Raw genomic sequence first — 22,281 nt, 5'->3', positions numbered from 1 at the left:
TACTAAATGCTACTAAAGGCGCCCTGCCTGCTGGCTCAGGTGCTGGTGGCCAAGTACGCCGACCATCTCTCGCTGTACCATCAGGAACGCATTTTCGGCCGTGCCGGGCTCACGATCTCTCGCTACGCTGGCTGAATGGGTGGGGCTTCCAATTGCAGCCCCTTAAGGAGCTATCGCAATGATCATGCGGCGGTTAAAGTCGTATGGCTGTTAAAGCAGCTAAAGGCGCACAGCCGCCAGTGTGGCCCCGGGTATTCTTGCTTGTGCGATCTACTCGGAACCCGCGTCTTACCTCAGCGGTGGTTGAAGCCTTTGGAGCCGCCTGGGCGTTATTGAAGTGGTGGCTGAGCCTGATAACGTCAGGATTTCAGTTTCCTTTTTGCCCAAGCCTCCAGCGCATCGGCTTTCCAGTAACCAATGATGCCAATTGTAAAGAGGGATAAAGCAAAGCCTCCATAGCCGATAAGGGCTGCCATCATGTTCATATCGCCTCCGGAATTTTTATGAACTTTAAGAGAATTATATCTGTCCCGAGATATCCCTGGCGAGCCTCTCCACTTCTACTGGATCATGCCCTGAGGCAAGCCATTCCTGAGGGCTTAGGCAGCGATTGCCGAGTGGTAGATCGCAGTGTTTGCTGGTCATAAAACGGTTGATGGTGAGTGCGCTTACTTTTGGATCAATGTGCTTCAGGATACTCTGAAGAACCGGCATGAGACCTTGTTCTGTGAATTGCCAGCCTGGAAATAGCAGAACGCCATTGGGTGCTTTAAATGCGTGTAGGCCTGGGTGCTTCTTCGTGAGAAGCTGGAGGGCAGCCTCTTTTGACACGGAAAGCCGTTGCGCGACCTCGTTGAGGGTGAGCGCCTGCTGAATCATGGCACGAAGTTCGTCCTGAATTCGTTGAACTTGATGGTGGATGAGTTCGTCACGAGTGTGCCCGAGAGTGTCGCCGAACCGGGCGCCACCGCTCTCAAGGATGTCCCTCTCTTCAGGTGTCAGTGGCTGGCGCGCGGCGCGCGGCGCAGTATTTGTTTCCGGGATTGTCGGGGCGTTTCTAATAGTGTCACCGGACAGCATGTATTTCAGATAATCCCTGCCCACGCTCGCTGCTAGTTGGCTCCGCATATCTTCGTCTGATACCACGTTTCCCCCCCTCCTTCCGGTGCGATCTTTGAGTCAGCCCCAAGTCCAGCTGTCAACATATTATAGGATGCTGTGCCCGGACTCCTGGAGCGGCTTGGCCAGTTAAGCCTGACCCCCAGTCCAGGCGTTGTTGTGCCGAGTATTGGCTAAGTAAACTCACCATCTAATCGCTGTCGGGCGCGGTCACTCCTTCCGATCTTTCGGTGGCTGATCCCGGTCGTCCATGAAATCCTCGGTCACACGTTCCTCGGACTCAAACCATTCCTCCCAGACCGGATCCAGGGGCCGCTCGTAGCGTTTGACGGAGCCTTTCAAACGCTCAAGTGGTGTCAGCTCCTGAGGAAGCGGTTGCGCTAGCTCGTCGGTGTGGGCCGTGTGGGCATTGAGGTCTTGTAGGAGTTGGTTTTCAGTCGTGGGTTTTTTGGCCATATCCCCTCCTTCGGAAGCACTGTCACTTTTTGTTCATTTCGTGATCCTTGAGTTCCTTGCGGCGTGACCAGAGGCACCAAGCGGTCAGCAGCCCGGCACCAGCAACGCCGATAGTCATCGCGGTGAGTATACCGGTCTCGAGGTCCATGATTTATCCTCATGAGAAGTGGTACTGAATATTGTAGGCTAAGGGTTGTGTGAGTCATCCCGTCCACACGGTGAAGTCAGGCCCAAGTACATCAGTCACACGCCTTACTTTGCCCTCGTACCTGAGCGCCCGCAAGAAACTCTCTTTTCTCGCGGCATGCTTGAAGATGTGCTCTCGAACCCTGTGACTTTTGTTCAGTGGGTTCGCAGGGGTATACCCGGTGACTGGCTGGCCTCTTTAGTGGGTGAGACTGGCCTGGAACATGAGATTGCGATAGCACTTGGCATGACTTCATCCCAACTGCGAGCAGCCTGTCAGGCGGATGCTCTGGATGCCAGAACGTCAGAAAACGTGCTCGATCTGGCAAGGTTACTATCGTACTGCGTATCCGTGTGGGAATCCCATGACCAGGCCGTGGAATGGCTGAGTCATCCGGTCCATGCGTTAGCAGATCAGATTCCCATGAGCCTGCTGGATACCTTTGAGGGTAGGCGGTGGCTCACGGAAGTGCTTTACAAAATTGAGCAGGGTGATTTCAGCTGAGCTGACATATGTGACTCGTACGTCCACAGCCGATCGCTCTTCTGAAATGTGTGTAAGTCAACTAATTCCTGGCAAATCTCGTCATAGTTACCGAAAAGTGCGCAAAAAACCCCGCTTTACTGCAAATCTGCCCCATTCAACTCTGAAACAATATGTCTGAGGGTGCCCTTGGTTTACCTCGGTAGATCACAGGTGTCGCCGAAATGGCCTGACTTTTCAACTGTTTTAGGCTTCTCGCCAAAATTCCGGTCTGAGCTGTGTAAAAAGCTCTGATGGAAATTCAGGCGTTAGCTTAACGCCAACTGTGCACAGACAGGTGGCGGTCGGGCTGGGATCAGAAAATTGTAAAGGGCTAACAGTTATGACCAACCAGAAATCCTGCGAGACTCTCAATGCTGCCATCTTGGTGCTACACCCATTAAGCGCGCCCAACGTGGTTCATTCAGGCGGTGCATTAGAGTTTGAAGAGGAGGGTGCGCTGGTTTTGCCGTCGCAGAAACAATTGAAAGACACCATGGTTCGGGTTCTCAATGATTTTGTGAGCTTCCGAAAAACACCTGCAATCGCAGTCGAGTCCCGGTTGCGGGTTGAACCTCAGGATGGAACTGAATATCCCGCGACCCATGTCATCCGGCTCGTTGGGTCTGGAACGACTCCAGCCGAGGTCATGGTCTTTCGAGCGGCTGCACAGGTCATTCTCACGGCATTGATTTCACAGCGATCATTTGGTGAGCAGGAGACCGACCATGTTCTCACGGAAGAGGAAAAACTGTTTTTGAACGAGCTCGGAGGCGACGTTGCCGCGAAGTTTGCGAGTAAATCGATTACCCAGGGTTTTGTGGTGAGGTTCGGTGCCACCGATCTTCATGGGATAACCGTGCAGGGCGTAATGCCGCCATTGGCGTTGGAGCAAAGTGCGCACGGCACTATTGAGGGCGTGGGCAGACCGCTGGGGTTTGATGAACAAAAAAGTACGGCAATATTTTGGTTTTCAAAGGCGGCAAATGATGGCGGTAAAGTGCCCTATGAAGGGCGCCTCGAGATTGTCTGTCATAACCTGGATTTCCTGCGCACGGTCGCGCGAGCGTTTGCGAATCGAAACCTGCTCGAGTTTAAGGCGCTCAGCCAGCCCGAGCCGAAAAAAAAGAAACCGGTTATCACGCTGCTGGAGTTAAGGGAGGTCGCGGCAAATGATCAGGATCAGTTTAAGCTTGAGTAAATTGGCTGGGAGTCGGCTAAAGGCTGCATTGGGCCCGTCCGCGGGCAGTAGGCGGCGGCGATAGCGATGTAAGCCAGCACCAATTCAAGACTGTCGTGAAGAGGGCCACTAGCCGGTTTTGCCAGAACCAGACCAGCGTAGGATCGCGCCCGTCCGAAGGTTTTGCTGTGGTCTTCATTGAACGTATCCAATTGAGTCGTAACACCAACTGCCGGCGCAAATTGCGCTTCGAGCAGTAAATTCTGAGCGCGTGGCACAGCGCTGGGCGGACTTTTTATCATCACCATGAAAGAGGTTTCCGGTAGCTCGAAGCTGTCGACAACAAGGCGCAGGAGGTATGACTCCTCCGGAAGGTTCATGAGCAAATGGCCATTTCTGCCCACCAGGTTTGAGGCCTGATCCAATGAGGGTAGAGGCCGACAGTTGGCCAGTTGGTTTCTGGGCGGCAGTTTTTCAGCCAGTTCCAGCAGTCGTGGCCAGACGCCAGAGGGTCGGGATTTAAGAAGAAAACGCGGTAGAGACTGACCATAGACATACGCCTTCTTCCCCTTTTCAGGATCGAATACCTTGAATCGAATGCCCGCATTGATTCGGTCGACCAGGGTTTCAACATCTGTCAATTCCCCGGGCTCAAGACGCAACAGGTGCTCAATCCGGTTTGTAGGATATCCAAGTGCCATAAGTCGTAAAGCCTCGATCACGATCGAAGGCGTCAGTTCTGCCTTTTGGGAGAAGATCGTTGGCAAAGCATCGTGATCCGGCAGAGATTCAACAGCCCACTCGTTGGTATCAATTGCCTTTGCAATGGAGCTGGCATAGTGGGATCTGACCGGGGTGAGCGTATCGGCCCACTCTGTGAGGAGGTGATTGTAGGAGCGGAACTGCGTGCGTGGGCTCTGATGTCCCAGTGCCCGGCCGATTGCCATTGCACCGCGACGAGATGGCTGCTCATGTTGCCCCAGCATGATATGAATGATGGCTTCTCGATCAATGGATTTGCACAAATTGGCAGCCAGTGGTGTATGAATCCCAAACAACGCGGTGGTCAATACGTTACAGAATGCATGCCTTGCCTGATGCAGGCTCGTTCTCGGATTGCCAGTGGCCAGTTTGAGCGCCTTCGCAATGTCGGTGGGAATTGTGCGAGCAAAGGGTGTGAGCGTCCCGTCGTTAGCTCCTAATATTGGCTTATTGGTGGCATCTGCAAACCGGGTTGTAAAACGAGTCAGTGTCGTTTCAATCAGTGTCTGTTCGATGGCGTCCAACTGGAAAAGCAAGGGTATCGCACGCCGGCTGTTTGTGGTGTTCTTTAAGGACCGAATGGCATTGCTCTGAATCAGTACCCAGGTCAGTTCTCCGGATTGGCACCAATCGGAGCGCAGCAAGCCCAGGGCCTCCTGGGCCCGAAGGCCGAATCGGAAGGCAAGAAAAAGCACAAAGGCAGCTTGCCTGCCACGGTCCGGATCTTCCGAGTTAGCGCGGAGCAGTATCCGAAGCGCGTCCAGATATTCATCTTCTGAAAAAAGCCGGGGGCGAACGGATCGGCGTGATCCGCCCAGATCGAGCTCATCCCAGTCCGGAGTTGAAACACCACGCTCCCCAGCCCAGTCAAAAAACTCGATGAGACGGGCCGAGAAGTAGTTCAGGTCCTTCTGTCTTTCCGCATGCCGGGAGAGCATTCTCGCGCCCAGTTCGGTGACATCCTCCTCTGTCATAATCATTAGATCGGCGTTATAGGCCAGGCCACCGAAAGACGGGGACAGCGCACTCAGGTAACGTTTTATTGAGTTGGCGGCATAGGGGTTGTGGGCACGATTGGGCCTTCCTTTGCCTCTGCGGACCAGATGGGCGATCCAGTAGCCGAGCATTAAAACGGCACTGCTGACCCCGTGGGCATTGGACTTACAGTGCCGCTCGATTTCCTTGGCAATTTCCTGTGAGGAGCTTTTTGTGTAGCGATTCAGGATGTCATGCAATGCCCGGAAAAATGCCTTTGATGAATCGTAGAAGGCGTTGGGGTAGCTGGCGGAGGCCATTGCCGGGATGTTTGGAAAAGCTTCCGGCGCCGAAATTGGGGCGCGTGTATCAATTCCCGGTATTTGATAACGGAGGCCTTCGGTAAGCCTCAGGTAATCGTACAAACAGACGCTTGTCGGAGGGTTTCGTTCGCTCAGGGCGCCGGCGACTATGCCGGGAAAATCGACCAGGTTAGCCTGCTCCACAAGTCGGTGTAACGACTTGAGTACCTCGGCAAGCGTCAGGTCTGCTTGTCTCTTCCAGTGTTCAGGTCCAGACGTTTTCAGGATAGGTTGAAGTGATCGCAGTGGCTTGGGGGAGGGCGTTCGAGTGAGATCCTTTGTGTCCTTTATGCCCGATCCTCTTGCCAACAGTCGGGCAGTGGTATGGTCGATCTCATGGCGTTGAACGGGCTGATCGAAGTCGTCAGGCTCCAGTGCCTCACTGTACTCGAGGTACACACGCCGTTTGTGCTGGATCACCCGGTAATTCAGTCCCTGAACCAGGTCTGACAGTAGCTGCGGGTAGGATATTCTTTTTTCGATGGCGAGGAAGGCGACAGCCAGCGCCAGCCCATCGGATTTTGACAGTCGCCTCTGGCGGAGGGCTTGTCTGGTTTGGCTCGCCCAGCGCTGGAGTTCAGGCATTACTTGCAGTGCCCGGGGACAGGAGCTGCGGAACAGTGAACGCTCCGTCCCCAGACGGGCCAGCCGGTGGCGGACAAATTGCCGTGCCTGTGGCCCCGAACTCTCCAACCATTGAATCAGCACTTCCATACGGATGGCAGCGCGGGGATGGGGTAGCCCGTTCTCGCGTAAGATCATGCCTTTCACCACACCATCAACATACGTTTGGGTGAGCTGCTCATCCCCGTTGGGTGGATTAGCTTTAAGAATCAAATCGAGATCCTTGCGGGCCAATGCGCGAGCCTGATCCCGGGCCTGCAACCGCTCCATGTGACGTTTCGCTTGACCGAAATGCGTCGGCTCACGGTAGTCGTCTGTTTGGCTCCGGGGTTGAACCTGGATCTCGTCGTATGTTGTCTCGGGTAGTTGAATCAAGAAACCTAATCGGTCAAAGCAGTCATTCAATGTCTGGTGATATCGCTCAGCATCCTCCTTCCAGCACCGTGCTGAATGATCGCTGTAGGTGGTTGCCCCTCGTTCACCGTGTCCCATCCAGCCGTCAATGACTTCAGGATTGACACCACATCGTGCTAACTGCTGGGCAAATCGGTGCCGGAACAGGTTTTGGGGAAGAGACCATTGGAATAGCCCGGCGCCCTGCACGGTTCCGTCATTCAGTGGATGCCATGAGCCAGAAGAGTCCAGTAAGAAAAACAATGGTAGCGAACTGGATGTGCCTTGCAGTACGTGGTCGATACGACCAGAAAGCTCCGCGTCTTGATTTGCCAGACCCTTCTGGAGACGACGAAGATGTTCGCAATACGCGCTAACAAGTGCTCTGGCACCATCGGCCAGAGGCACCATTCGGCCGTTGTGAAGACCGTCTTCGGTTTTGTCATTAATGAAGACCGCAGGAGGCTCATCACAAAAATGGTCGAGAGATTCAAAGGGCTCGGAAAGGTGACGGCATCCCGTAGCGGCATAGAGCGCGGTGACCGTGTATTGCACCAGAGTGTTGTGGAATGAGACTGGATCTCCCTTGGCGCTGTCTAATAGTCTTCTGGTGCCTTTTCGAACTCCCTCAACCAGTAACGATTCGAGCGGCGCTAGGAGGCTGCCGAGCAGGTTAACCCGTTCATCGCTAACAGATGAGTGCTTAAGCGGCAGCGCAAACCCATTCTGCACTTGCCGAATATTCCAATTGGCGTAGCCGCAGGCTGCTGGAAGGGCACTGCGGGGGTGGGCTGAGATCAGTCTTGCGAGAGAGTGGTCGCCTTGTTCGTTAAAAACCCGTTGAGGTTGGGCATTGGCGAGTTTGGCGCTGGAGAGCCTGGGAAAGTGCTGGCGCGCATGTTGTCTGAACCAGGTTTGCAGGGTATCCGGGCAAGCCTGCCCCCATAGTTGTCGCAGTGACGAGCTCTCTTGATATGACTGACTCGCTTTCCGAAGTACTTCCTGGATCCGTTCGGGCAGAGCAGTGCATAAAGATTTCTCAAATGACTCAATGAGTGACTCATCTGCCTTGCCGGGAGTCCAGGAACTATGGCGCCTGGGTGTTTGGCGATGTGCTGACTCAAAGTCACTGGAGAGGCTCCACTCCGCCTGAGCGCCATCGGTAATCTGGAATTCCAATACAAACTCCAAAGATCGCCCAAAGTGAAGCGCCAGCCATACCAGGGCTGCGCCGAGTTGTTCCGGAAGTTCATCGTTAGCAAGGGTGCTTGTTAGCCACTGCTCAAGAAGGTGCGTTTCCGGGGGAAGCGGCTTGTCCCATGACCATGGCAGGTAATGCGATAGCTCTGACGTTTGCAGCAGAATGCTTCGGCCGGACAGTTGTTGCTGTTCTGGAGTCTCTTGCGGGTTGACGTCGAACAGGATCAGCTGTTCAAGCCCTTCTTCATCGCCAGAGCTGCTCTCTCTGTCTGAAAGAGCCAGAACTTGGGGTGCTCCAGTTTGCTTATCGAGGATGAGGGATGGGGCTTTACTCTTGAATGGTCCGCTGAAAGACGATGCGGACAAGCGTTCTGTTCGGTGAGTTACGATTGGATTTCGTTGACCTTCGGCTACCCTTTGAAGGGAATTTAGTAACAGACGTTGTTTGCGTTGGGTTGGCTCTGAATGAAGAGGTAGCAATTGTATGGCAGAGTGTCGGATCGCAAGGGTGAACTGCCCGTAGAAATAACGATCCGACGGGCAAGTCTGCAAAGACATCGCAAGGACTGAGTCAATAGCTCCCCATTTATCGTCCTGGCCGGATAAACAGAGTGCGCTGGCGACCTGTCGTATTTCGTTGTCGTGGTAACAGGAATGCTCGACCGACCGTTCAAGGGCCTGCACGACGAGCCAGATTCTCAGGGTTTTGCGGAGGCGGCCCAATGATTCAGAACCGGATAGTGCCAACGGTTGCACGATCATTTCGAGCAGGAAGTGCTGGTGCTTGATATCGGCCCCGGCAGCGCGGAGAGTACTTTTGGTATTGGCTCGAGATACGCCTTGAGGAATGCCTGCGAAGTCTGAAGAGACTTTTATGTCTTGGTTGTAGGCCGTGATCAGCTTGTTCAGCTGATAGATGTATGGGTTATCAGCCCACTGTGTAAGTATGGCCTGGGAATCTGAATCGGACAGTGCGCGCGAAAGGTTACCGATAATCGTGAAGTTCTCGGTAAAGCCAAAGGTGAGAGCAATGGCCTCAAAAATCTCGGATACGTCGTGTTGCTCCGCCCAGGTTTTGAGCGTTTTAAAATGACGTCCAGCGAGCCTTACGGTCGAATTGCTGTCGTTTGATTCCTCAATCCTGTGCCAATTCTGATGGTCGTCTTTCCCCATTAATGTACCTAGTCTCCAAAGCCTCTTGCTCCTGAAACTTTAATTCATACATCAATTTAAGACATTTTAATACAATTTGGCACAAAAAAAGTGGGTGATAATTTTCAGTCTCATAACCGTCGTAGGTTCGAATCCTGCCCCCGCTACCACTTATAAAAAGCCGGTCTTTGACCGGCTCAGATTGCTGACGAACCCCGGTTTTCCGGGGTTCGTTGCATTTGGGTGTTTTAAATTCAATTGGCGATGGATTGAGCCCAATATTCCCGATCGGATTGCCAATACGCCAGACAAGCCATTTTCCGGGCCCATTTCCGAATTTGGCCCTGCAAGTCCGGCATCCCAAAGGATTTGAGCCATAAAAGACGCGCCAGGATCTGCGCGATCTTCTTCATATTCTGGGCAGCAGCGGCCAACAGGCATTGCTCACGCACCTTCGAGAGCCCTCGCAAGCGAGCGTAACGGTGACCATGCAACTGCTTGGCATCGGCGAACGACCGCTCCACGGTTTCCTGTCGTCGTTTGTAGAGTGCCTTGCCCCACGGGGTTAACCGGTAGCTGTCCGTTCGGTCCTTGCTGTCCTGCCAGACATGCCGGGTCAGTACTTTGACGTGGTTGGCGCTGCGCGTGCATTGACTCAGCAGCGGGCAGTCTTTGCAGTTCGTGGGGTTGGATTTGTACTCCCGGTAGCCAAGGCGATTGGTGGTGGCGTAGATCAGTTGCTGGCCTTGCGGACAGCGATAGCTGTTGGTCTCGGGGTCGTAAGTGAAGGCCCGTTTTGGAAGGTAGCCCTTGGGCTTGTTCGGCCGCCGGTAGCCCATCACCCCGTAAAGGCCCCGGTCTTCCAGCCCCTTACAGATGCCGGCGGTGTAGTAGCCCGCATCCAACCCCACGCCCCAGACATCGAAGCCAAAGCGCTCACATTGGCGATCCAGTCTGTCCAGATAAGGGCGGCTGTCATGCAGGTTGGCTGGCGTGGCGTAACTGTCCGTGATGATGGCGTTGCGACCATCAACGGTTCGGTGGTCCAGGTAGAAGAACCCCTTGGGCTTACCTTCCCGAACCATATAGCCACTGTCCGGATCTTTTTTGTGCCTGTTCGGTCTACTTCAGGATTTAGTTCCGCCCTGCATATTTTTCGACCCTTTTGCAACTCCTATCCAGTCGGCTTTCCTTAAATCTAATACTTTCGTACCAAAAATAACCGCCATTTATCGCCTTTCGGGCAAAAAATTGCCCGGTTAATCAGTATCCTCAGTTGCTTCATTACGGTTATCTGTCGAAAAATTGACAAAATCGTAACTTGGGAAATGACACCATTCACATCGATACTTGCCCACGTTTTATACAATTTAACAAATTCGGCAATTTATTGGTGTGAAATACATATGAAACGCGTCATCAAAGTGTCACAGGCATGGATTGCCGCGTTGTTTTTAGGATTGGTCCTCACAGGCTGTGGGGGCGGTTCTTCTGGTAGCTCAGAGAGCACTGCAGGTACAGGCGATAGCACGGGGGTTGGCTCAGGTGGTTCCGAGGGCAATCCACCACCGAGCGGTGGTGGCGAGGGAGTGGTTGACCGCTCGGCGTCGCTCAGCTGGAATGCGCCCACCGATCGTGAAAACGGCGATGATCTAAGTCCGTACGATTTGGAGCGCTACGTTATCAGGTACGGAACGGATAGGAATAACCTCGACAAACAAGTTCAAGTCGACAATGTCGGAGGCTTGGAAACGATGAGCTATGACGTTGAGAACTTGTCGGCGGGCACCTGGTACTTCACGATTCAGGTGGAAGATGTTGATGGCTTGATGAGCGCGCCATCGGCGCCGGTCAGCAAAACCATCTAGTTCAGACAACGGATCTCTGACATGAAGTGTATGCTCGGCCTTGCTGTTACCCCAATGGATGCGCAATCGGCAGTTTGAGGGTAAAGGCCGACCCTTCCCCGGGTCGGGAGCGAAGGGTTATTTCACCGCGATGCTTTTCGACCACAACGTTCACGAACGACAGCCCGAGCCCGGTGCCATGATTGCCAGACAGCTCGCTGCTTTTCTGGCGCTGATAGCGATCAAACAGGTAGGGGATTTCTTCCGGAGCAATGCCTTCCCCCTCGTCGCTTACAGTCAGGCACGCCTGATGGCCGGCCTGAAAAACCTGAATGTTGACGATCGATCCGGATGGGCTGTACTGCACGGCGTTGGTCAGAAGGTTGATCACGGCACGTTCAAGCAGTTCCGCATTTCCTTTCAGCCATAAATCCTCTGTTCCCTGAAGTAACAGCTGAATGCCTTTCTCGGCAGCCTGCTCGCTGACGCTGTCGCGGGCGTTCTCAACAATGGCTAAAAACTCGCACTCGTAAAAGCGGGTTTCGGTTAACTGTTCGGCCCTGGCAAGCTGCACGAATTCTTCAGCAAGATGATAACTGCGCTTCGCTAGCCGACCCAATTGGTCGAGCTGTTCCGGCTCGATATGGCCACGATTCCGCTTGAGCTGTTCGATCAGTGCAAGTTGTGAAACCAGGGGCGAGCGAACATCGTGAGAAATGAAGTCGATGGCCTCCCGGTGCTGGCGCTGTTGTTCCCTGAGTTCCGAGATATCCGATATGTTGGCGATAATGCCGTTCTGATCGCTGTCAGGCAGTGAAAACGGCGCGAAGTGAATCAGGAAATCCATATCGCGAATCCGTAGGTCCACTGTGCGGCTCTGAGCCAGCGTGAGGGTTTCCGAGACGGTTTCATGCCAGGGCGGATTGTCCCGTGGGTCATGTCCCTCCAGAAGTCTGGCCAGGGGCAGGCCGCTAAGGCTTGGCATGGGTTCACGAAACCATTCTTCAATGTGGCCGTTGGCAAAGCGGATAACGCCTAACTCGTCGGTTACGATAATGCCGTCCGGCATGCGTTCGAAGCTGCGCCTGATAAACCTCTGCATCTGACTCATGCGCTCGGTCGCCACGCGTACTCGCTCGATTCGAGCGGAGATGTTTTCCCTTGGCCCCGTTTTACGCACCGGCTCCTGGGTGCTGGACAGCGGCAAACGGCGGAGGTAGCGCTGGATGGCCTCCCGGCTCAGGTCGTTGGGCAGCTTGAGCCCGATTTTGTAGGTAACGCCATTGCGTATCAGGCTGACCCAGCTTTGGCCATCAATGTGATGCCATTGGCCCGGGGTGTCCAGTGGCGGGATATCATCGGCGGCCAGACCAGAAGACGTCATCACGTCATCACCTTCAGCTAACAGCCAGCCCTCTGGTTGAAGCAGGGCCTGGAAATGGCTGAGCAGTTGCGGTGGGTGCCTCAGTGACGGCTCTTCGAGGGTCATGGTGGGCCCGCGGGCAAGCTCGTCAAGCTGCCGGTTGAGGAAGCTGTTGGTCATGGCCAGCCGTAGTGCGCTGGATACGGGCAGCGCCAGCAGGGGAATTACGATGGCGTGGGAGATCGGTAGCCAGAGCTTGGCTCCGACCAACAGTAGCGCATGCAGGAGAGCCAATAAGCCGAGGCTCGTCAAACAGAGCAAAATGCTACGTGCCGGTCGCATGCGGGGTAGGGTGAACGACAATAGAGCGATGATAAAAACGGCGAGACCAATCGCAATAGGCTTCGATACCCGTGATATCAGTTCGTCTTTCACCAATGCGGAATAACTGTTGGCGTGGAACTCAACGCCGGACATGGGCTGATTGAGGCCCGAAAACGGGGTGGGCAGGATGTCGCCAAAACCCGGTGCGGTTGCACCCACAAACACGGTTTGCCCTTTGAAAGCATCCTTTGGGAATTGCCCATCAAGCACCTTGGTATAGGAGTGGGAAGGCAGCGTCCCGGCACCACCAGCCATTGGAATGGCGCGGTAGTGCTGTCTGACGTTTGTGTAGGGCGGCACACTGGATATTTCCGGGCCCGGTGACGGTGTATCAGAGGCCGCCAGTGCCAGGCTGGGCCATAGCTGATCGCCCAGGCCATTGAACAGATAAAGTCCTCGCGCCAAGCCGTCTTCGTCAAGCTCCACGTGGGCGTGCCCAAGCGTTGCAGCTGCGGACGCCAACGCAGGGGCGGGAAGTTGTTCGCTGATCAGGTAGTGCCGGGAGGGCGGTGACAGATGAAGCGGCAGGATGACGTTGCCGTGTTTCTGCATGGCGTTGGCCATTGCTTGGTCTGCCGGCGATGGTTCGGGGAACAGGATGTCGAAGACAATCGTTTTGGCGCCGGCCTGATGGAGTTTCTCAATGAGCTGTGCATGGGTTGTCCGTGGCCAGGGCCAGCGCCCCAGGCGATCCATGCTCAGTTCGTCAATGGCGATAACAACGACGTCATCGGCCGGTTCTGCGGGTGTTGCGGTGATAAGGGTGTCGTAAAGCCAGAAGTCCAGGCGCTCCGGAGCAGAGGTCGTCTGGAACAGTAGCAAAAATGTCAGTAGTGGCAGGCCCAGCGTCCAAGGTGTTGTTTTAATGGGAAACCAGTTCCGGGTCATGGGGCCTGCTGTCGGGTATCAGGAAATTGTGGGTTATTCCAGAAACAATTCCCTCCCTGGTCCCCACCGGCTTTCGAGCGGACCGTCAGAGAGGGCTTTCAGGCGAACAAAATACCGTCTTCCGGGAATGAGGCGCAAGGCCGCAGTGGTATCCGACAGCGTAGCCTCTTTGATGATGTTGTTAAATCCCGGTTCTTCAGACAGCTGCAGGCGATAATCGGTTGCAGTATCCACCCTCTGCCAGAATACCCTTACCTGGCTATCGACGTAGTTGACACTGATGATGCGAACCGGTGGCAGGGTCCCGTTCACGACCAGCGAGCGTGCCTCACTCGTGGCCACAGAATTGCCGCCGGCCTCGGTGACCACCCGCCAGTAGTATTGTCCCGGTGTCAGTGGTCGAGAAGGCAGTGCGCTTTCATCAGGCGCCCACTCGCTGGTGGCAATCGTGTTTCCAAAGTCTTTGTCCTCCGCAATTTCCACCCGGGCGACTTCGTTTTCGCCGCGCAATTGCCATCGGAACTCGGGCATGTCGTCGTTAACGGTCGCGCCTGGTTCCGGTTGTTCCAGTGCGGCAGTCCGGGCCTGTAGGTCGACTTCGAAAGACATGACGCCGGGCATGCCTGCCATGCCACGATTGTCGATGGCGGCAAGGTGAATCTCGTAGCGGCCATTGTCCAGCAGGTTAATATCGAAATCATTGTCGCTGACTTCGCTGCTGTTAATCCAGCGGCCGGACTCGGCATCAAAGATATCCACGCGATGGCTGTTGGCTCCGTTGGGCGTCCAGCTCAACTGTGCAGGAAGTTGCTTCAACTGCTGCGGCAGGGGGTTAATCTCCGGGGCTGGGGGCAGGCGACGGATGCTCATTCTGCCCACACCTGCGGTTGAAACGCTGGCGCTATAACCAGCTGGAATCCGGCGTGTTTGCCCCGGCGGGCCAAACGATACCTCGCCCTCGGTAACCCGTAGATCGGTCATGCCGGGCGCAGTCCTGAGGGTAAACATGGTGCCCCTGACTGCCGCCACCGCGGAGGGCGTTTCGATCTCAAAACGTGAACCGCCCTCGATCACGGGTTTCACCTGGGTTTCAATTTCGCCCTGATTGAGGCGCAGGCGGGTGTCCACCATGCCGGACTTCCCATACTGCGTCAGGCGATTGAAGGCGAGGCGGGAATGCGGTGATATCCGCACTACAGAGCCGTCAGCAAGTTCGATGGTTGCCGTGCCAGCCTGTGACCGGATTTCATCACCCACCCGAATCAGGGAATCGCTGGTCAGGGGGCGTTTGGTGCCGTCACTACCGGAAATCAGTTGCACCGACCCGGTCACCGAGTTGACCCGCGCAGGGTTGGGTTGGCGCTGAAGCCAGGCAAGGGGAATTCTCAGGTTGTCTCCACTGCCCACCTTGGCGGGGTTATCGATGCCGTTATGCTGTAGCAGGCGAATGGCGGGAATATCCTTGGACAACAATGCGTCAGCGATCTCCGCAAAATGTTCACCGGGTCGTACCGTATAGATCCACTCCGGCGTCGCATTGGATTCAGGGGTAGCAGTGGCCGCCTGGGAGCCCCGGGTGACCGAAAGTTCCGCCTGTACTGGCAACGCCGCCAGGGAGCTGATTAGGAGCAGCAAACCGGTGAACGTTCGCAGGGTGACGCATTGACTCATGTCAGGCTTGTTCCATGACCGGTACGTTCTCATCCGGGCCAGAGGCTTTCATGGCCTCAAGACGATAGCCGCGCTGGTAAATGGTCTTGATGCGGAAGCCGTTTTCGGGATTAAGGCCCAGTCTGCGGCGAAGCCGGCTCATGTGCGTGTCCACGGTACGGGTATTGATGTCTTTCGCCAGTCCCCATACCCGCTCAAGCAGCATCTCGCGGGTCAGTAGCCGGCCCTGGTTCTGGAACAGGAACAGGGTCAGGTCAAAATCCTTGTCGGTCAGCGTCAGCACGTTGCCGTGAAGCGCAATGGTCCGAAGCTGGGTATTGATCTCGAAAGGGCCGTACTGCAACGATTCTTTTTCGGTATCGGGGCTGGTGCGACGTGCCAATGCATTGATGCGCGCCACCAGTTCTGCCTCGCGAGCGGGTTTGGCGAGGTAGTCGTCAGCACCAGCATCCAGCGCACGTACGATGTCCGTCTCGCTGTCGCGCTGGGTGAGAAACACCACCGGAATCTGCCAGTTCAACTGCGCACGTACGCTTTCCAGAACCTCAATCCCGGTCATGTCGGGTATTTGCCAATCCATCACCAGCAGATCATAGCTGCGGTGAAGGACCGCGCTCAGAAATGCCTGGCCTGACGGAAAACTGTCGCAGTGGTGCCCGCGCTCGGACAACACAGACTGAATGTGCTGAGCCTGTTCATGTTCGTCCTCAAGCAGGGCAATTCGCATCAAACGTCTCCCGACATCAAATTTGTCATATTCAGGCTTCCCGGCCGACGGCGGGGAATGGGTATTGAATTCCGCTTCACATTATTACAAATCCGCAATTCCGCTTCAGTGTCGTTATGTAGTGTTGCGTAAACGGATCGCAGGCTTTCCGTTGTCGTCATCCAGTGTTTGTCGGCAGCCGGGGAAACTACTGCAACCCCAGAACCAGCCTTTTTTACCTTTTCTGCGCACCAGGGGCGAAAAGCAGTGCGGGCAGGGAATGGGTTTTTCTCCCGTGCCATCCGCCGGCGACTGGTCCTCAATGGGCCGCGTGCCTTTGCAGTCCGGAAAGCGGGTGCAGGCGTGGAAGGCACCAAACTTGCCCTCGCGCTGGCGCATGGGAGCGCGGCACTTGGGGCAGTGCGGCTGTCCCTCGCCTGGTGGAGAAGTCGTGGCTTCCTGCTCGGGGGTGTTGATGAACCCGCGTATCTGTTCTTTCAGGTCTGCAATAAACTGCTTGGGATTGCCTTCGCCGCGGCGAATACTTTCCAGGGTGGCTTCCCAAATGGCCGTCATATCCGGCTTGCTGACGGATTCCGGCAATGAATCGATCAACGCCTTTCCCTTCGGCGTTGACCGGATGTGGCGCTTGTCCCGGTATAGATAGTCGCGCCGGAACAGGGTATCAATAATCGCCGCTCGTGTGGCCTCAGTACCCAGCCCATCGGTCTCACGCAGAGTTTTGCGAAGTTCTGGATCGCTGACAAAGCGAGCGATGTTGGTCATCGCTGACAGCAGCGTGGCGTCGGTGAAATATTGGGGTGGCTGGGTTTTACGCTCGGCGATGTCCACTGAGTCACAGAGTATGGGGTCACCGTTCTCCAGGCGGGGGAGGGGCGCTTTGGCGGCCTCCTGTCGGCTTTCCCGCTGGCGAATTTCCAGGGTTTTCCAACCCGGCTGAAGAACAGCGGTTTCTGTCGCCCTGAACGCGTGTTCGCCAATCCCGACAGTTAACTTGCCTTCCCGGTGAATGGCGTCGGCGCTGAACTGCATCAGGTAATACCGGCTGATCAGTTCGTAAATGTTCCTCTCAGCTTCGCTCAGACGTCCATTGGGCGCCTTTCTGGCCGTAGGGATGATAGCGTGGTGGGCATCTACCTTCTTGTCGTTCCAGGCTTCGGTGCGGCGGTTGAGGTCCGTTGCCTCGCAGGCTGTCGCCAGTTCGCCGGCGACATTGCCAATGGCCTGCACCACACTCTGACGCTGGTCAAAATGACCTTCCGGCAGATAACGGCAGTCCGAACGGGGATAGGTAATCAACTGGTGGCGTTCGTACAGGTTTTGGGCGGTGTCCAATACGTCTTTCGCGCCCATGCGGAACAGTCGCCCCGCCTCGATCTGCAGGGCAGAAAGTGAGAATGGCAGGGGCGGCGTTTCGTTCCTGTCGCGGAAACGGGATTCCGTAACTTTGCCGGGCCGTCCTTCTACGGCCTCGGCAATCTGCCTGGCGACATCGCTGTCCAACAAACGGTCTTCTTCATCCAGGTATTCCCGGTAGGCTTCCGAGGGCTGCCAGCGTGCCGTAAACGATTGCTGGTCCGATTCCTCATCCACCGCGTGGCACGTCGCCTGAACGCGGAAAAAAGGTTTCGGCTGGAAGTTCTCAATGGTGTTGTCCCGCTCCACCACCAACCCCAGCACCGGGGTTTGTACACGGCCGACGGAATACACGCCCTGCTGGCCCTGCTGCTGGTAGGACAGGGTATAAAAACGGGTAAGATTAATGCCGTAGAGCCAGTCCGCCCGCTGGCGGGCGAGGGCGGAATGCGACAGGCGGCGAAACTCACGATTGTCCTTGGGAGCCTGGATGGCCTTTGCCACGGCCGCCGGAGTCAGGTCGTTGATCAGGATTCTCTGCACCGGACAGGTGGCACCGGTGTAGCGGATGACTTCGTCCACCAGCAGTTGGCCTTCCCGGTCCGGATCGCCGGCATGGACAATGGTCTCCGCCCTGCGGACCAGAGACTCCAATACCTTGAGCTGCTGGCGTACGCTGTCTTTAGGCATCACCTCCCAGCGCCCGGGAAATAGAGGCAGATCTTCCTGTCGCCATTTTTTCCAGCGCGGGTCGTACTGGCCGGGTTCCGCCGGTTCCAATAGATGGCCGATACACCAGCTAACGGTGCTGGCGTTGCTTCCTTCGCCGCAACGAATCCATCCGTTCCCCTTCTGATGGGGAGCGGGGAGGGCAGCAGCAATTGCCCGGCCCAGGCTTGGTTTTTCAGCAATGTACAGGCGCATAAGTCGGAAGCAGTTTTCGGGTGGGGATGGAAGATGGCGCTTTGTCTGTATCCTGTCAAGGTAACATAGCGTTTGGTGTAGTAGACTGTTCCGTAACACATTCAATCAGGAGCAGGCCTGTTTATGTCCACACAACAAGCCATTGAGCAAAAGCTGACAAGCGCTTTCGACAGCCAACACCTCATGGTTGAAAACGAGAGCCACAAACATAACGTACCGCCGAACTCTGAAACCCATTTCAAGGTGACTCTGGTGTCTTCAGAGTTCGAGGGGCAGGGTAAGGTCAAGCGGCACCAAGCCATCTACAAAATACTGGCGGACGAAATGGCCGGTGGCGTCCACGCCCTGGCGCTGCATGTGTATTCACCACAGGAGTGGGAGAGTTCCGGCCAGGCTGCGCCTGATTCTCCTAATTGCATGGGCGGCTCCAAGAATGATCCGGCCTTTGCATCCGGAGGTGGCCAGTGAGCCAGTTCTTCCAGATTCACCCGGAAACGCCCCAGAAGCGGCTGATCAACCAGGCCGTGGATATTCTCCGCAAGGGAGGCGTTATTGTGTATCCGACGGATTCCGCCTACGCCATTGGCTGCCACCTCGGTGACAAGCAGGCAGCGGACCGGATAAAGCGCATTCGCCGCCTGGATGACAAGCACAACTTCACCCTGATGTGCCGGGACCTTTCGGACATCGGTGTGTTCGCGAAGGTCGACAACACCCAGTATCGGCTGCTCAAGAACTTCACGCCGGGGGCTTACACATTCATTCTGGACGCCACCAGTGAAGTACCACGCCGTCTGTTACACCCCAAGCGTAAAACCATTGGCATGCGGGTGCCGGACAATGCAATTGTGCAGGCGCTGTTGGCGGAACTGGGCGAACCTATCATGAGCAGTACGTTGATATTGCCGGGCGACGAGGACCCGATGACCGACCCATATGACATCCGGGAAACTCTGGAACACGAGCTGGACCTGATCATCGATGGCGGTTTTTGCGGCCTGGAGGCGACCACCGTGGTGAATATGACCGGGGATGCGCCGGAGGTGACTCGCGTCGGCAAAGGGGACCCAGAGCCCTTCCGGATTTAACGGAGTCAGGCCCGGGTGTTCAGGCTCAGGGCGAAATTTTTGCGGTCTGCGTAGTTGGTGGCCTGATCGGTACTGATAGTCCTGCGCAGGCTGTCGTAGCGGTGCGCAAGGTCCTGCAGGCCGTTGAATTGCTGGTTGTCGCTGACCAGGGTGTCCAGCAGTGAATTGTTCACGCCGTATGCCTTGTTCAACTTGAGCGCGTTGTCCACAAAATGCAGGGTGGGTTCGCTGGCGCTGAGCCGGCTGAATGCCTCCCGGAAGGGTTTGCTATTGTTCAGGTCGTGTTCGATGCGGCTGCGGGTTTCCTCCGGTATACCACCGCCAATGCTGATCTTGCCTTCGTCGCTCTTTGACACTTCCACGCTGGTTGCGGGGCTCAGTTTGTATTCGGCAAGTTTATGCCGCAGCGTTTCCCGCATATAGGCAAGGTCCTGCCCGACGGTTTGCTTGTACTCCGCCATCTGCAAGCGGGTGGATTTGGGGTGGCCGGTATCGAAGCCCGCTCGTTCCGACAGGGTAAACCGGTCATCGGTTGCGGAGACCGGTGCCTCTGGTGCAGCGGGCTTTGGCAACGCATTGCCCGACCCCGCCGGCTGTTTCTTTTCCATGGCTTGCTGGAACTGGGTGCTGGCTTTGATCAGCGATGTGAGCAGCGACATGGCATTGGTCCCCTCCTATGGTCACTGGGGAAATGTTGACGGTTTTGGTGTCTAGGGGAGGTGGATGCACAAAGCGGGCCATCGCGACTTATTGTTGAGGGGCACCTTGAGTGGCCAGGATGACTGCGCCGCCTGTCAGTAGTCAGCCCCCGGATTCAGTCACACCTTAGCGGTTCAACTGTTACATGTACCAGTGACCGGCACTGGTTCTGAATGCGGTTTTTGTAAGCGGTGGCTGACTCAGGCTGGTGGGAAACAACCGAGACAATGGCCGCATGAATGTTTGGCCCAATCGCCCAAACATGCAGATCACTGACTTTGGCATCGCCGTCCTCTATTGCCTGTTTTACCGCTTCCTCCATGTCCTGATGCTGCTCGTCGAGGAGGACCCTTGAGGTGTCTTTGACCAGAAGCCAGGACCAGCGCGTCACCAGCGTGGCACCGATAATGCCCATCATCGGGTCCATCCAGTTCCATCCTGCGTATTTCCCGGCCAGAAGGGCGACGATTGCCAATACCGACGTCAGGGCATCGGCGAGCACATGAAGATATGCCGCCCTGCGGTTATGATCATCGTGGCTGTGATGGCTGTGATGGCTGTGATGGCTGTGATGGTCGTGCCCGTGGCTGTGATCATGGCCATGGTCATGTCCTTTCTCACCCAGTATCCAGGCGGAAATCCCATTGACCACCAGGCCGATAAAGGCCACAAATATTGCGCCATCAAATGAAATTCCGACCGGCTGGATAAAGCGCCCAACACTTTCGATGACCATGTAGAGGGCAAAGACAGCCAATAGAATCGCCCCGGTAAAGCCTCCCAAGGCGTTGACTTTCCCTGTGCCAAAAGAAAACCGTGCGCTACCTGCGTTTTTGCGTGCGTACGTATAGGCAAAAGCGGCAATGCCAAGAGCTACGGCGTGTGATCCCATATGCAGGCCGTCGGCAAGCAACGCCATTGAGCCATAAATGATCCCTGCGAAAATTTCCCAACCCATCATCGCCAGGGTCAAGGCCACAACGATGAGCGTGCGAGTTTCGCCGGAGCGCTTGTGGTTCTGCCCGAAGACGTGATCGTGTTGCCATTGGTCCAGTCGTTCGTGATGCATAGACGCGCTCCTGAAATTGAGTAGTGGATGGTTAGAGGTTGCCCCCTGCCTGGAACCAGGCGCTTTAAATGCGCACCTTTGCAAAGCAGATCGTACTTGGATAGTCTTCCTGTCCAAAGATCGACGCTAACGAGATACGAAGTGTTCATTAACCAGGCCCAATTTTCCACCGGCAGACGTATTTTTGTGGTGACCATGCTGTCACTCATGATGCTTTTTCGTCTTGCCTGGGCTTCAGATCAGAACGTTCACGATGCATCACAGAGTCTATCTCTTGCAGAATTTGTCCAGAACCATGGGCATATCCATCCGTCCTCTCTCGATCATCTCCATGTTTCGACAGTTGAAATGACGGACCAGGACCACCTGCTACTCCATGCGATTGGCGCAGTCGAAAAGCACGTGCCCCTGAAGCTGGATGCAGTGCCGCTTTTCCACAGGCAGGACAAGCCTGTGCTTCAAAGAACGCCGTCTCCTCTGCCGGAGCAGACATCCGCACTTTATCGGCCTCCGAAAGCCTGAAAACGTCATTAAGAACTGACGCGTCAGCGTCTTTATCTAAATTTCTGTCGATATTTCGGAGATCACCGAATGAATCATATGCCGTTTCCGCGCCGAACAGGCGTGGGCGTTGGCGTGCGTTGGCTGTACCTTTTAGGGGCAGCGCTCGTAGGCCTGATGTTTTCTCCTCTGCTATTTGCCCATGGTGTTGAAGCAGGCGATGCCACGTTCATTGAGCAGGCCAGCGGGGCACAATTGCTGCCCTTTATCTATCTGGGGGCCAAACACATGGTCACCGGCTATGACCACCTCCTGTTCCTGGCAGGTGTCATCTTCTTTCTTTACCGCATGAAAGACGTGGGTATCTACGTCACGCTTTTTGCAGTTGGACACAGCGTCACGCTTCTTTACGGCGTGCTCAGCGAGACCAACGTCAACGCCTATATGGTGGATGCCATTATTGGCTTTTCCGTGGTTTACAAGGCTCTGGATAACCTTGGCGCGTTTCGCCGTTGGTTTGGATTTCAGCCCAATACCAAGGCCGCTGTCCTGATTTTCGGGTTTTTCCATGGGTTCGGCCTGGCCACAAAGCTCCAGGATTTCACGCTTGCAGAGGATGGCCTGGTGGCGAACATTCTGGCGTTTAATGTTGGAGTTGAGATTGGCCAGTTGATGGCTCTGGGCATCATTCTGATTGCGATGAACTTCTGGCGCCGGACGGATGTTTTCCCCCGGCAAGCACTTGCAGCCAACGTTCTGTTGATGAGTGCCGGTTTTATGCTGATGGGTTATCAGTTGACTGGCCTGTACACCGTTTCCTGAGGAGCTAGAC

The 22,281-nt window shown here is 55.5% G+C and carries 18 protein-coding genes and 2 pseudogenes; 8 read left to right on the top strand and 12 right to left on the bottom strand.

Features of this window, described 5'->3' with window-relative positions; all coding sequences use genetic code 11:
- Positions 1-27 precede the first annotated feature (27 nt).
- Positions 28-145: pseudogene (locus SIC19_RS02730) on the top strand (IS66 family transposase); the annotation flags it as partial.
- Positions 146-359: 214 nt separating this feature from the next.
- Here SIC19_RS02730 and SIC19_RS02725 read toward each other — a convergent pair.
- The 4 genes from SIC19_RS02725 to SIC19_RS02710 all read right to left on the bottom strand — a co-directional run bounded on the left by SIC19_RS02725 (position 360) and on the right by SIC19_RS02710 (position 1,723).
- On the bottom strand, positions 360-485 hold the full coding sequence (locus tag SIC19_RS02725; protein ID WP_257903139.1) for a hypothetical protein: 126 nt from the start codon (positions 483-485) through the stop codon (positions 360-362).
- A gap of 34 nt (positions 486-519) precedes the next feature.
- On the bottom strand, positions 520-1,146 hold the full coding sequence (locus tag SIC19_RS02720; protein WP_219496104.1) for a hypothetical protein: 627 nt from the start codon (positions 1,144-1,146) through the stop codon (positions 520-522).
- 183 nt (positions 1,147-1,329) lie between these two features.
- The gene (locus SIC19_RS02715) at positions 1,330-1,575 is read right to left on the bottom strand and encodes a hypothetical protein (protein ID WP_219496101.1); all 246 of its coding nucleotides are present in this window, start codon (positions 1,573-1,575) and stop codon (positions 1,330-1,332) included.
- A 22-nt stretch (positions 1,576-1,597) separates the two neighbouring features.
- Positions 1,598-1,723 (bottom strand): hypothetical protein, encoded by a 126-nt coding sequence (locus SIC19_RS02710; RefSeq protein ID WP_257903138.1) that lies wholly within the window; start codon positions 1,721-1,723, stop codon positions 1,598-1,600.
- A 285-nt stretch (positions 1,724-2,008) separates the two neighbouring features.
- Between SIC19_RS02710 and SIC19_RS02705 the strand changes: the two genes are divergently transcribed.
- Both SIC19_RS02705 and SIC19_RS02700 read left to right on the top strand, forming a co-directional pair.
- A complete protein-coding gene (locus SIC19_RS02705; RefSeq protein ID WP_273623705.1) occupies positions 2,009-2,266 on the top strand; it encodes an MbcA/ParS/Xre antitoxin family protein in 258 nt (85 codons plus the stop codon).
- A gap of 361 nt (positions 2,267-2,627) precedes the next feature.
- Positions 2,628-3,485, top strand: a complete 858-nt coding sequence (locus SIC19_RS02700) for a hypothetical protein (RefSeq protein ID WP_219496097.1) — start codon at positions 2,628-2,630, stop codon at positions 3,483-3,485.
- On the opposite strand, the gene SIC19_RS02695 is transcribed toward SIC19_RS02700, so the two are convergent.
- Positions 3,467-8,953, bottom strand: a complete 5,487-nt coding sequence (locus tag SIC19_RS02695) for a hypothetical protein (RefSeq protein WP_219496095.1) — start codon at positions 8,951-8,953, stop codon at positions 3,467-3,469. The genes SIC19_RS02700 and SIC19_RS02695 overlap by 19 nt on opposite strands.
- Positions 8,954-9,186: 233 nt before the next feature.
- Positions 9,187-10,041 (bottom strand): annotated as a pseudogene (locus SIC19_RS02690) (transposase); the annotation flags it as partial.
- A 297-nt stretch (positions 10,042-10,338) separates the two neighbouring features.
- Here SIC19_RS02690 and SIC19_RS02685 point away from each other — a divergent pair.
- Complete coding sequence (locus SIC19_RS02685) at positions 10,339-10,800, top strand: fibronectin type III domain-containing protein (RefSeq protein WP_227517763.1); 462 nt, start codon at positions 10,339-10,341, stop codon at positions 10,798-10,800.
- A 46-nt stretch (positions 10,801-10,846) separates the two neighbouring features.
- On the opposite strand, the gene SIC19_RS02680 is transcribed toward SIC19_RS02685, so the two are convergent.
- The 4 genes from SIC19_RS02680 to SIC19_RS02665 form a co-directional block, all read right to left on the bottom strand.
- Positions 10,847-13,414: a CHASE2 domain-containing protein gene (locus SIC19_RS02680; RefSeq protein WP_075194519.1), complete on the bottom strand. Its 2,568-nt coding sequence runs from the start codon at positions 13,412-13,414 to the stop codon at positions 10,847-10,849.
- A 33-nt stretch (positions 13,415-13,447) separates the two neighbouring features.
- Entirely contained in the window at positions 13,448-15,085 is a 1,638-nt protein-coding gene (locus SIC19_RS02675; protein WP_075194520.1) for a FecR domain-containing protein, read from the bottom strand.
- 1 nt (position 15,086) lies between these two features.
- Entirely contained in the window at positions 15,087-15,812 is a 726-nt protein-coding gene (locus SIC19_RS02670) for a response regulator transcription factor (RefSeq protein WP_075194521.1), read from the bottom strand.
- 114 nt (positions 15,813-15,926) lie between these two features.
- Entirely contained in the window at positions 15,927-18,092 is a 2,166-nt protein-coding gene (locus SIC19_RS02665) for a DNA topoisomerase 3 (protein WP_075194522.1), read from the bottom strand.
- Positions 18,093-18,215: 123 nt separating this feature from the next.
- Here SIC19_RS02665 and SIC19_RS02660 point away from each other — a divergent pair, with 123 nt between their 5' ends.
- Positions 18,216-18,560, top strand: a complete 345-nt coding sequence (locus SIC19_RS02660; protein WP_075194523.1) for a BolA family protein — start codon at positions 18,216-18,218, stop codon at positions 18,558-18,560.
- Positions 18,557-19,180 (top strand): L-threonylcarbamoyladenylate synthase, encoded by a 624-nt coding sequence (locus SIC19_RS02655; protein WP_007151771.1) that lies wholly within the window; start codon positions 18,557-18,559, stop codon positions 19,178-19,180. The genes SIC19_RS02660 and SIC19_RS02655 overlap by 4 nt, the downstream gene beginning before the upstream one ends.
- Positions 19,181-19,185: 5 nt before the next feature.
- On the opposite strand, the gene SIC19_RS02650 is transcribed toward SIC19_RS02655, so the two are convergent.
- The gene (locus SIC19_RS02650) at positions 19,186-19,839 is read right to left on the bottom strand and encodes a hypothetical protein (RefSeq protein WP_075194524.1); all 654 of its coding nucleotides are present in this window, start codon (positions 19,837-19,839) and stop codon (positions 19,186-19,188) included.
- 155 nt (positions 19,840-19,994) lie between these two features.
- Complete coding sequence (dmeF, locus tag SIC19_RS02645) at positions 19,995-20,948, bottom strand: CDF family Co(II)/Ni(II) efflux transporter DmeF (protein WP_075194525.1); 954 nt, start codon at positions 20,946-20,948, stop codon at positions 19,995-19,997.
- Positions 20,949-21,089: 141 nt separating this feature from the next.
- Between dmeF and SIC19_RS02640 the strand changes: the two genes are divergently transcribed.
- Together SIC19_RS02640 and SIC19_RS02635 are read left to right on the top strand one after the other, a co-directional pair.
- Positions 21,090-21,470 carry a hypothetical protein gene (locus SIC19_RS02640; RefSeq protein WP_036206183.1) on the top strand — a complete coding sequence of 127 codons (381 nt, stop codon included), beginning with the start codon at positions 21,090-21,092 and terminating at the stop codon, positions 21,468-21,470.
- A 69-nt stretch (positions 21,471-21,539) separates the two neighbouring features.
- Positions 21,540-22,271: a HupE/UreJ family protein gene (locus tag SIC19_RS02635; protein ID WP_036206186.1), complete on the top strand. Its 732-nt coding sequence runs from the start codon at positions 21,540-21,542 to the stop codon at positions 22,269-22,271.
- Positions 22,272-22,281 lie beyond the last annotated feature (10 nt).

Source organism: Marinobacter sp. MIT930201 (assembly GCF_047122665.1).
Lineage (GTDB): Bacteria > Pseudomonadota > Gammaproteobacteria > Pseudomonadales > Oleiphilaceae > Marinobacter > Marinobacter salarius.
The sequence above is the reverse complement of the archived record's forward strand: the minus strand, read 5'-3'. Positions and strand labels throughout refer to the sequence as shown.

Bases quoted from the DNA above. Each gene is read 5' to 3' on its own strand.
- SIC19_RS02685 (WP_227517763.1), top strand. From the start codon at position 10,339: ATGAAACGCGTCATCAAAGTGTCACAGGCATGGATTGCCGCGTTGTTT.
- SIC19_RS02700 (WP_219496097.1), top strand. From the start codon at position 2,628: ATGACCAACCAGAAATCCTGCGAGACTCTCAATGCTGCCATCTTGGTG.
- SIC19_RS02710 (WP_257903138.1), bottom strand. From the start codon at position 1,723: ATGGACCTCGAGACCGGTATACTCACCGCGATGACTATCGGCGTTGCT.
- SIC19_RS02725 (WP_257903139.1), bottom strand. From the start codon at position 485: ATGAACATGATGGCAGCCCTTATCGGCTATGGAGGCTTTGCTTTATCC.
- SIC19_RS02670 (WP_075194521.1), bottom strand. From the start codon at position 15,812: ATGCGAATTGCCCTGCTTGAGGACGAACATGAACAGGCTCAGCACATT.
- dmeF (WP_075194525.1), bottom strand. From the start codon at position 20,948: ATGCATCACGAACGACTGGACCAATGGCAACACGATCACGTCTTCGGG.
- SIC19_RS02695 (WP_219496095.1), bottom strand. From the start codon at position 8,953: ATGGGGAAAGACGACCATCAGAATTGGCACAGGATTGAGGAATCAAAC.
- SIC19_RS02660 (WP_075194523.1), top strand. From the start codon at position 18,216: ATGTCCACACAACAAGCCATTGAGCAAAAGCTGACAAGCGCTTTCGAC.
- SIC19_RS02665 (WP_075194522.1), bottom strand. From the start codon at position 18,092: ATGCGCCTGTACATTGCTGAAAAACCAAGCCTGGGCCGGGCAATTGCT.
- SIC19_RS02715 (WP_219496101.1), bottom strand. From the start codon at position 1,575: ATGGCCAAAAAACCCACGACTGAAAACCAACTCCTACAAGACCTCAAT.
- SIC19_RS02680 (WP_075194519.1), bottom strand. From the start codon at position 13,414: ATGACCCGGAACTGGTTTCCCATTAAAACAACACCTTGGACGCTGGGC.
- SIC19_RS02705 (WP_273623705.1), top strand. From the start codon at position 2,009: ATGACTTCATCCCAACTGCGAGCAGCCTGTCAGGCGGATGCTCTGGAT.
- SIC19_RS02635 (WP_036206186.1), top strand. From the start codon at position 21,540: ATGAATCATATGCCGTTTCCGCGCCGAACAGGCGTGGGCGTTGGCGTG.
- SIC19_RS02675 (WP_075194520.1), bottom strand. From the start codon at position 15,085: ATGAGTCAATGCGTCACCCTGCGAACGTTCACCGGTTTGCTGCTCCTA.
- SIC19_RS02650 (WP_075194524.1), bottom strand. From the start codon at position 19,839: ATGTCGCTGCTCACATCGCTGATCAAAGCCAGCACCCAGTTCCAGCAA.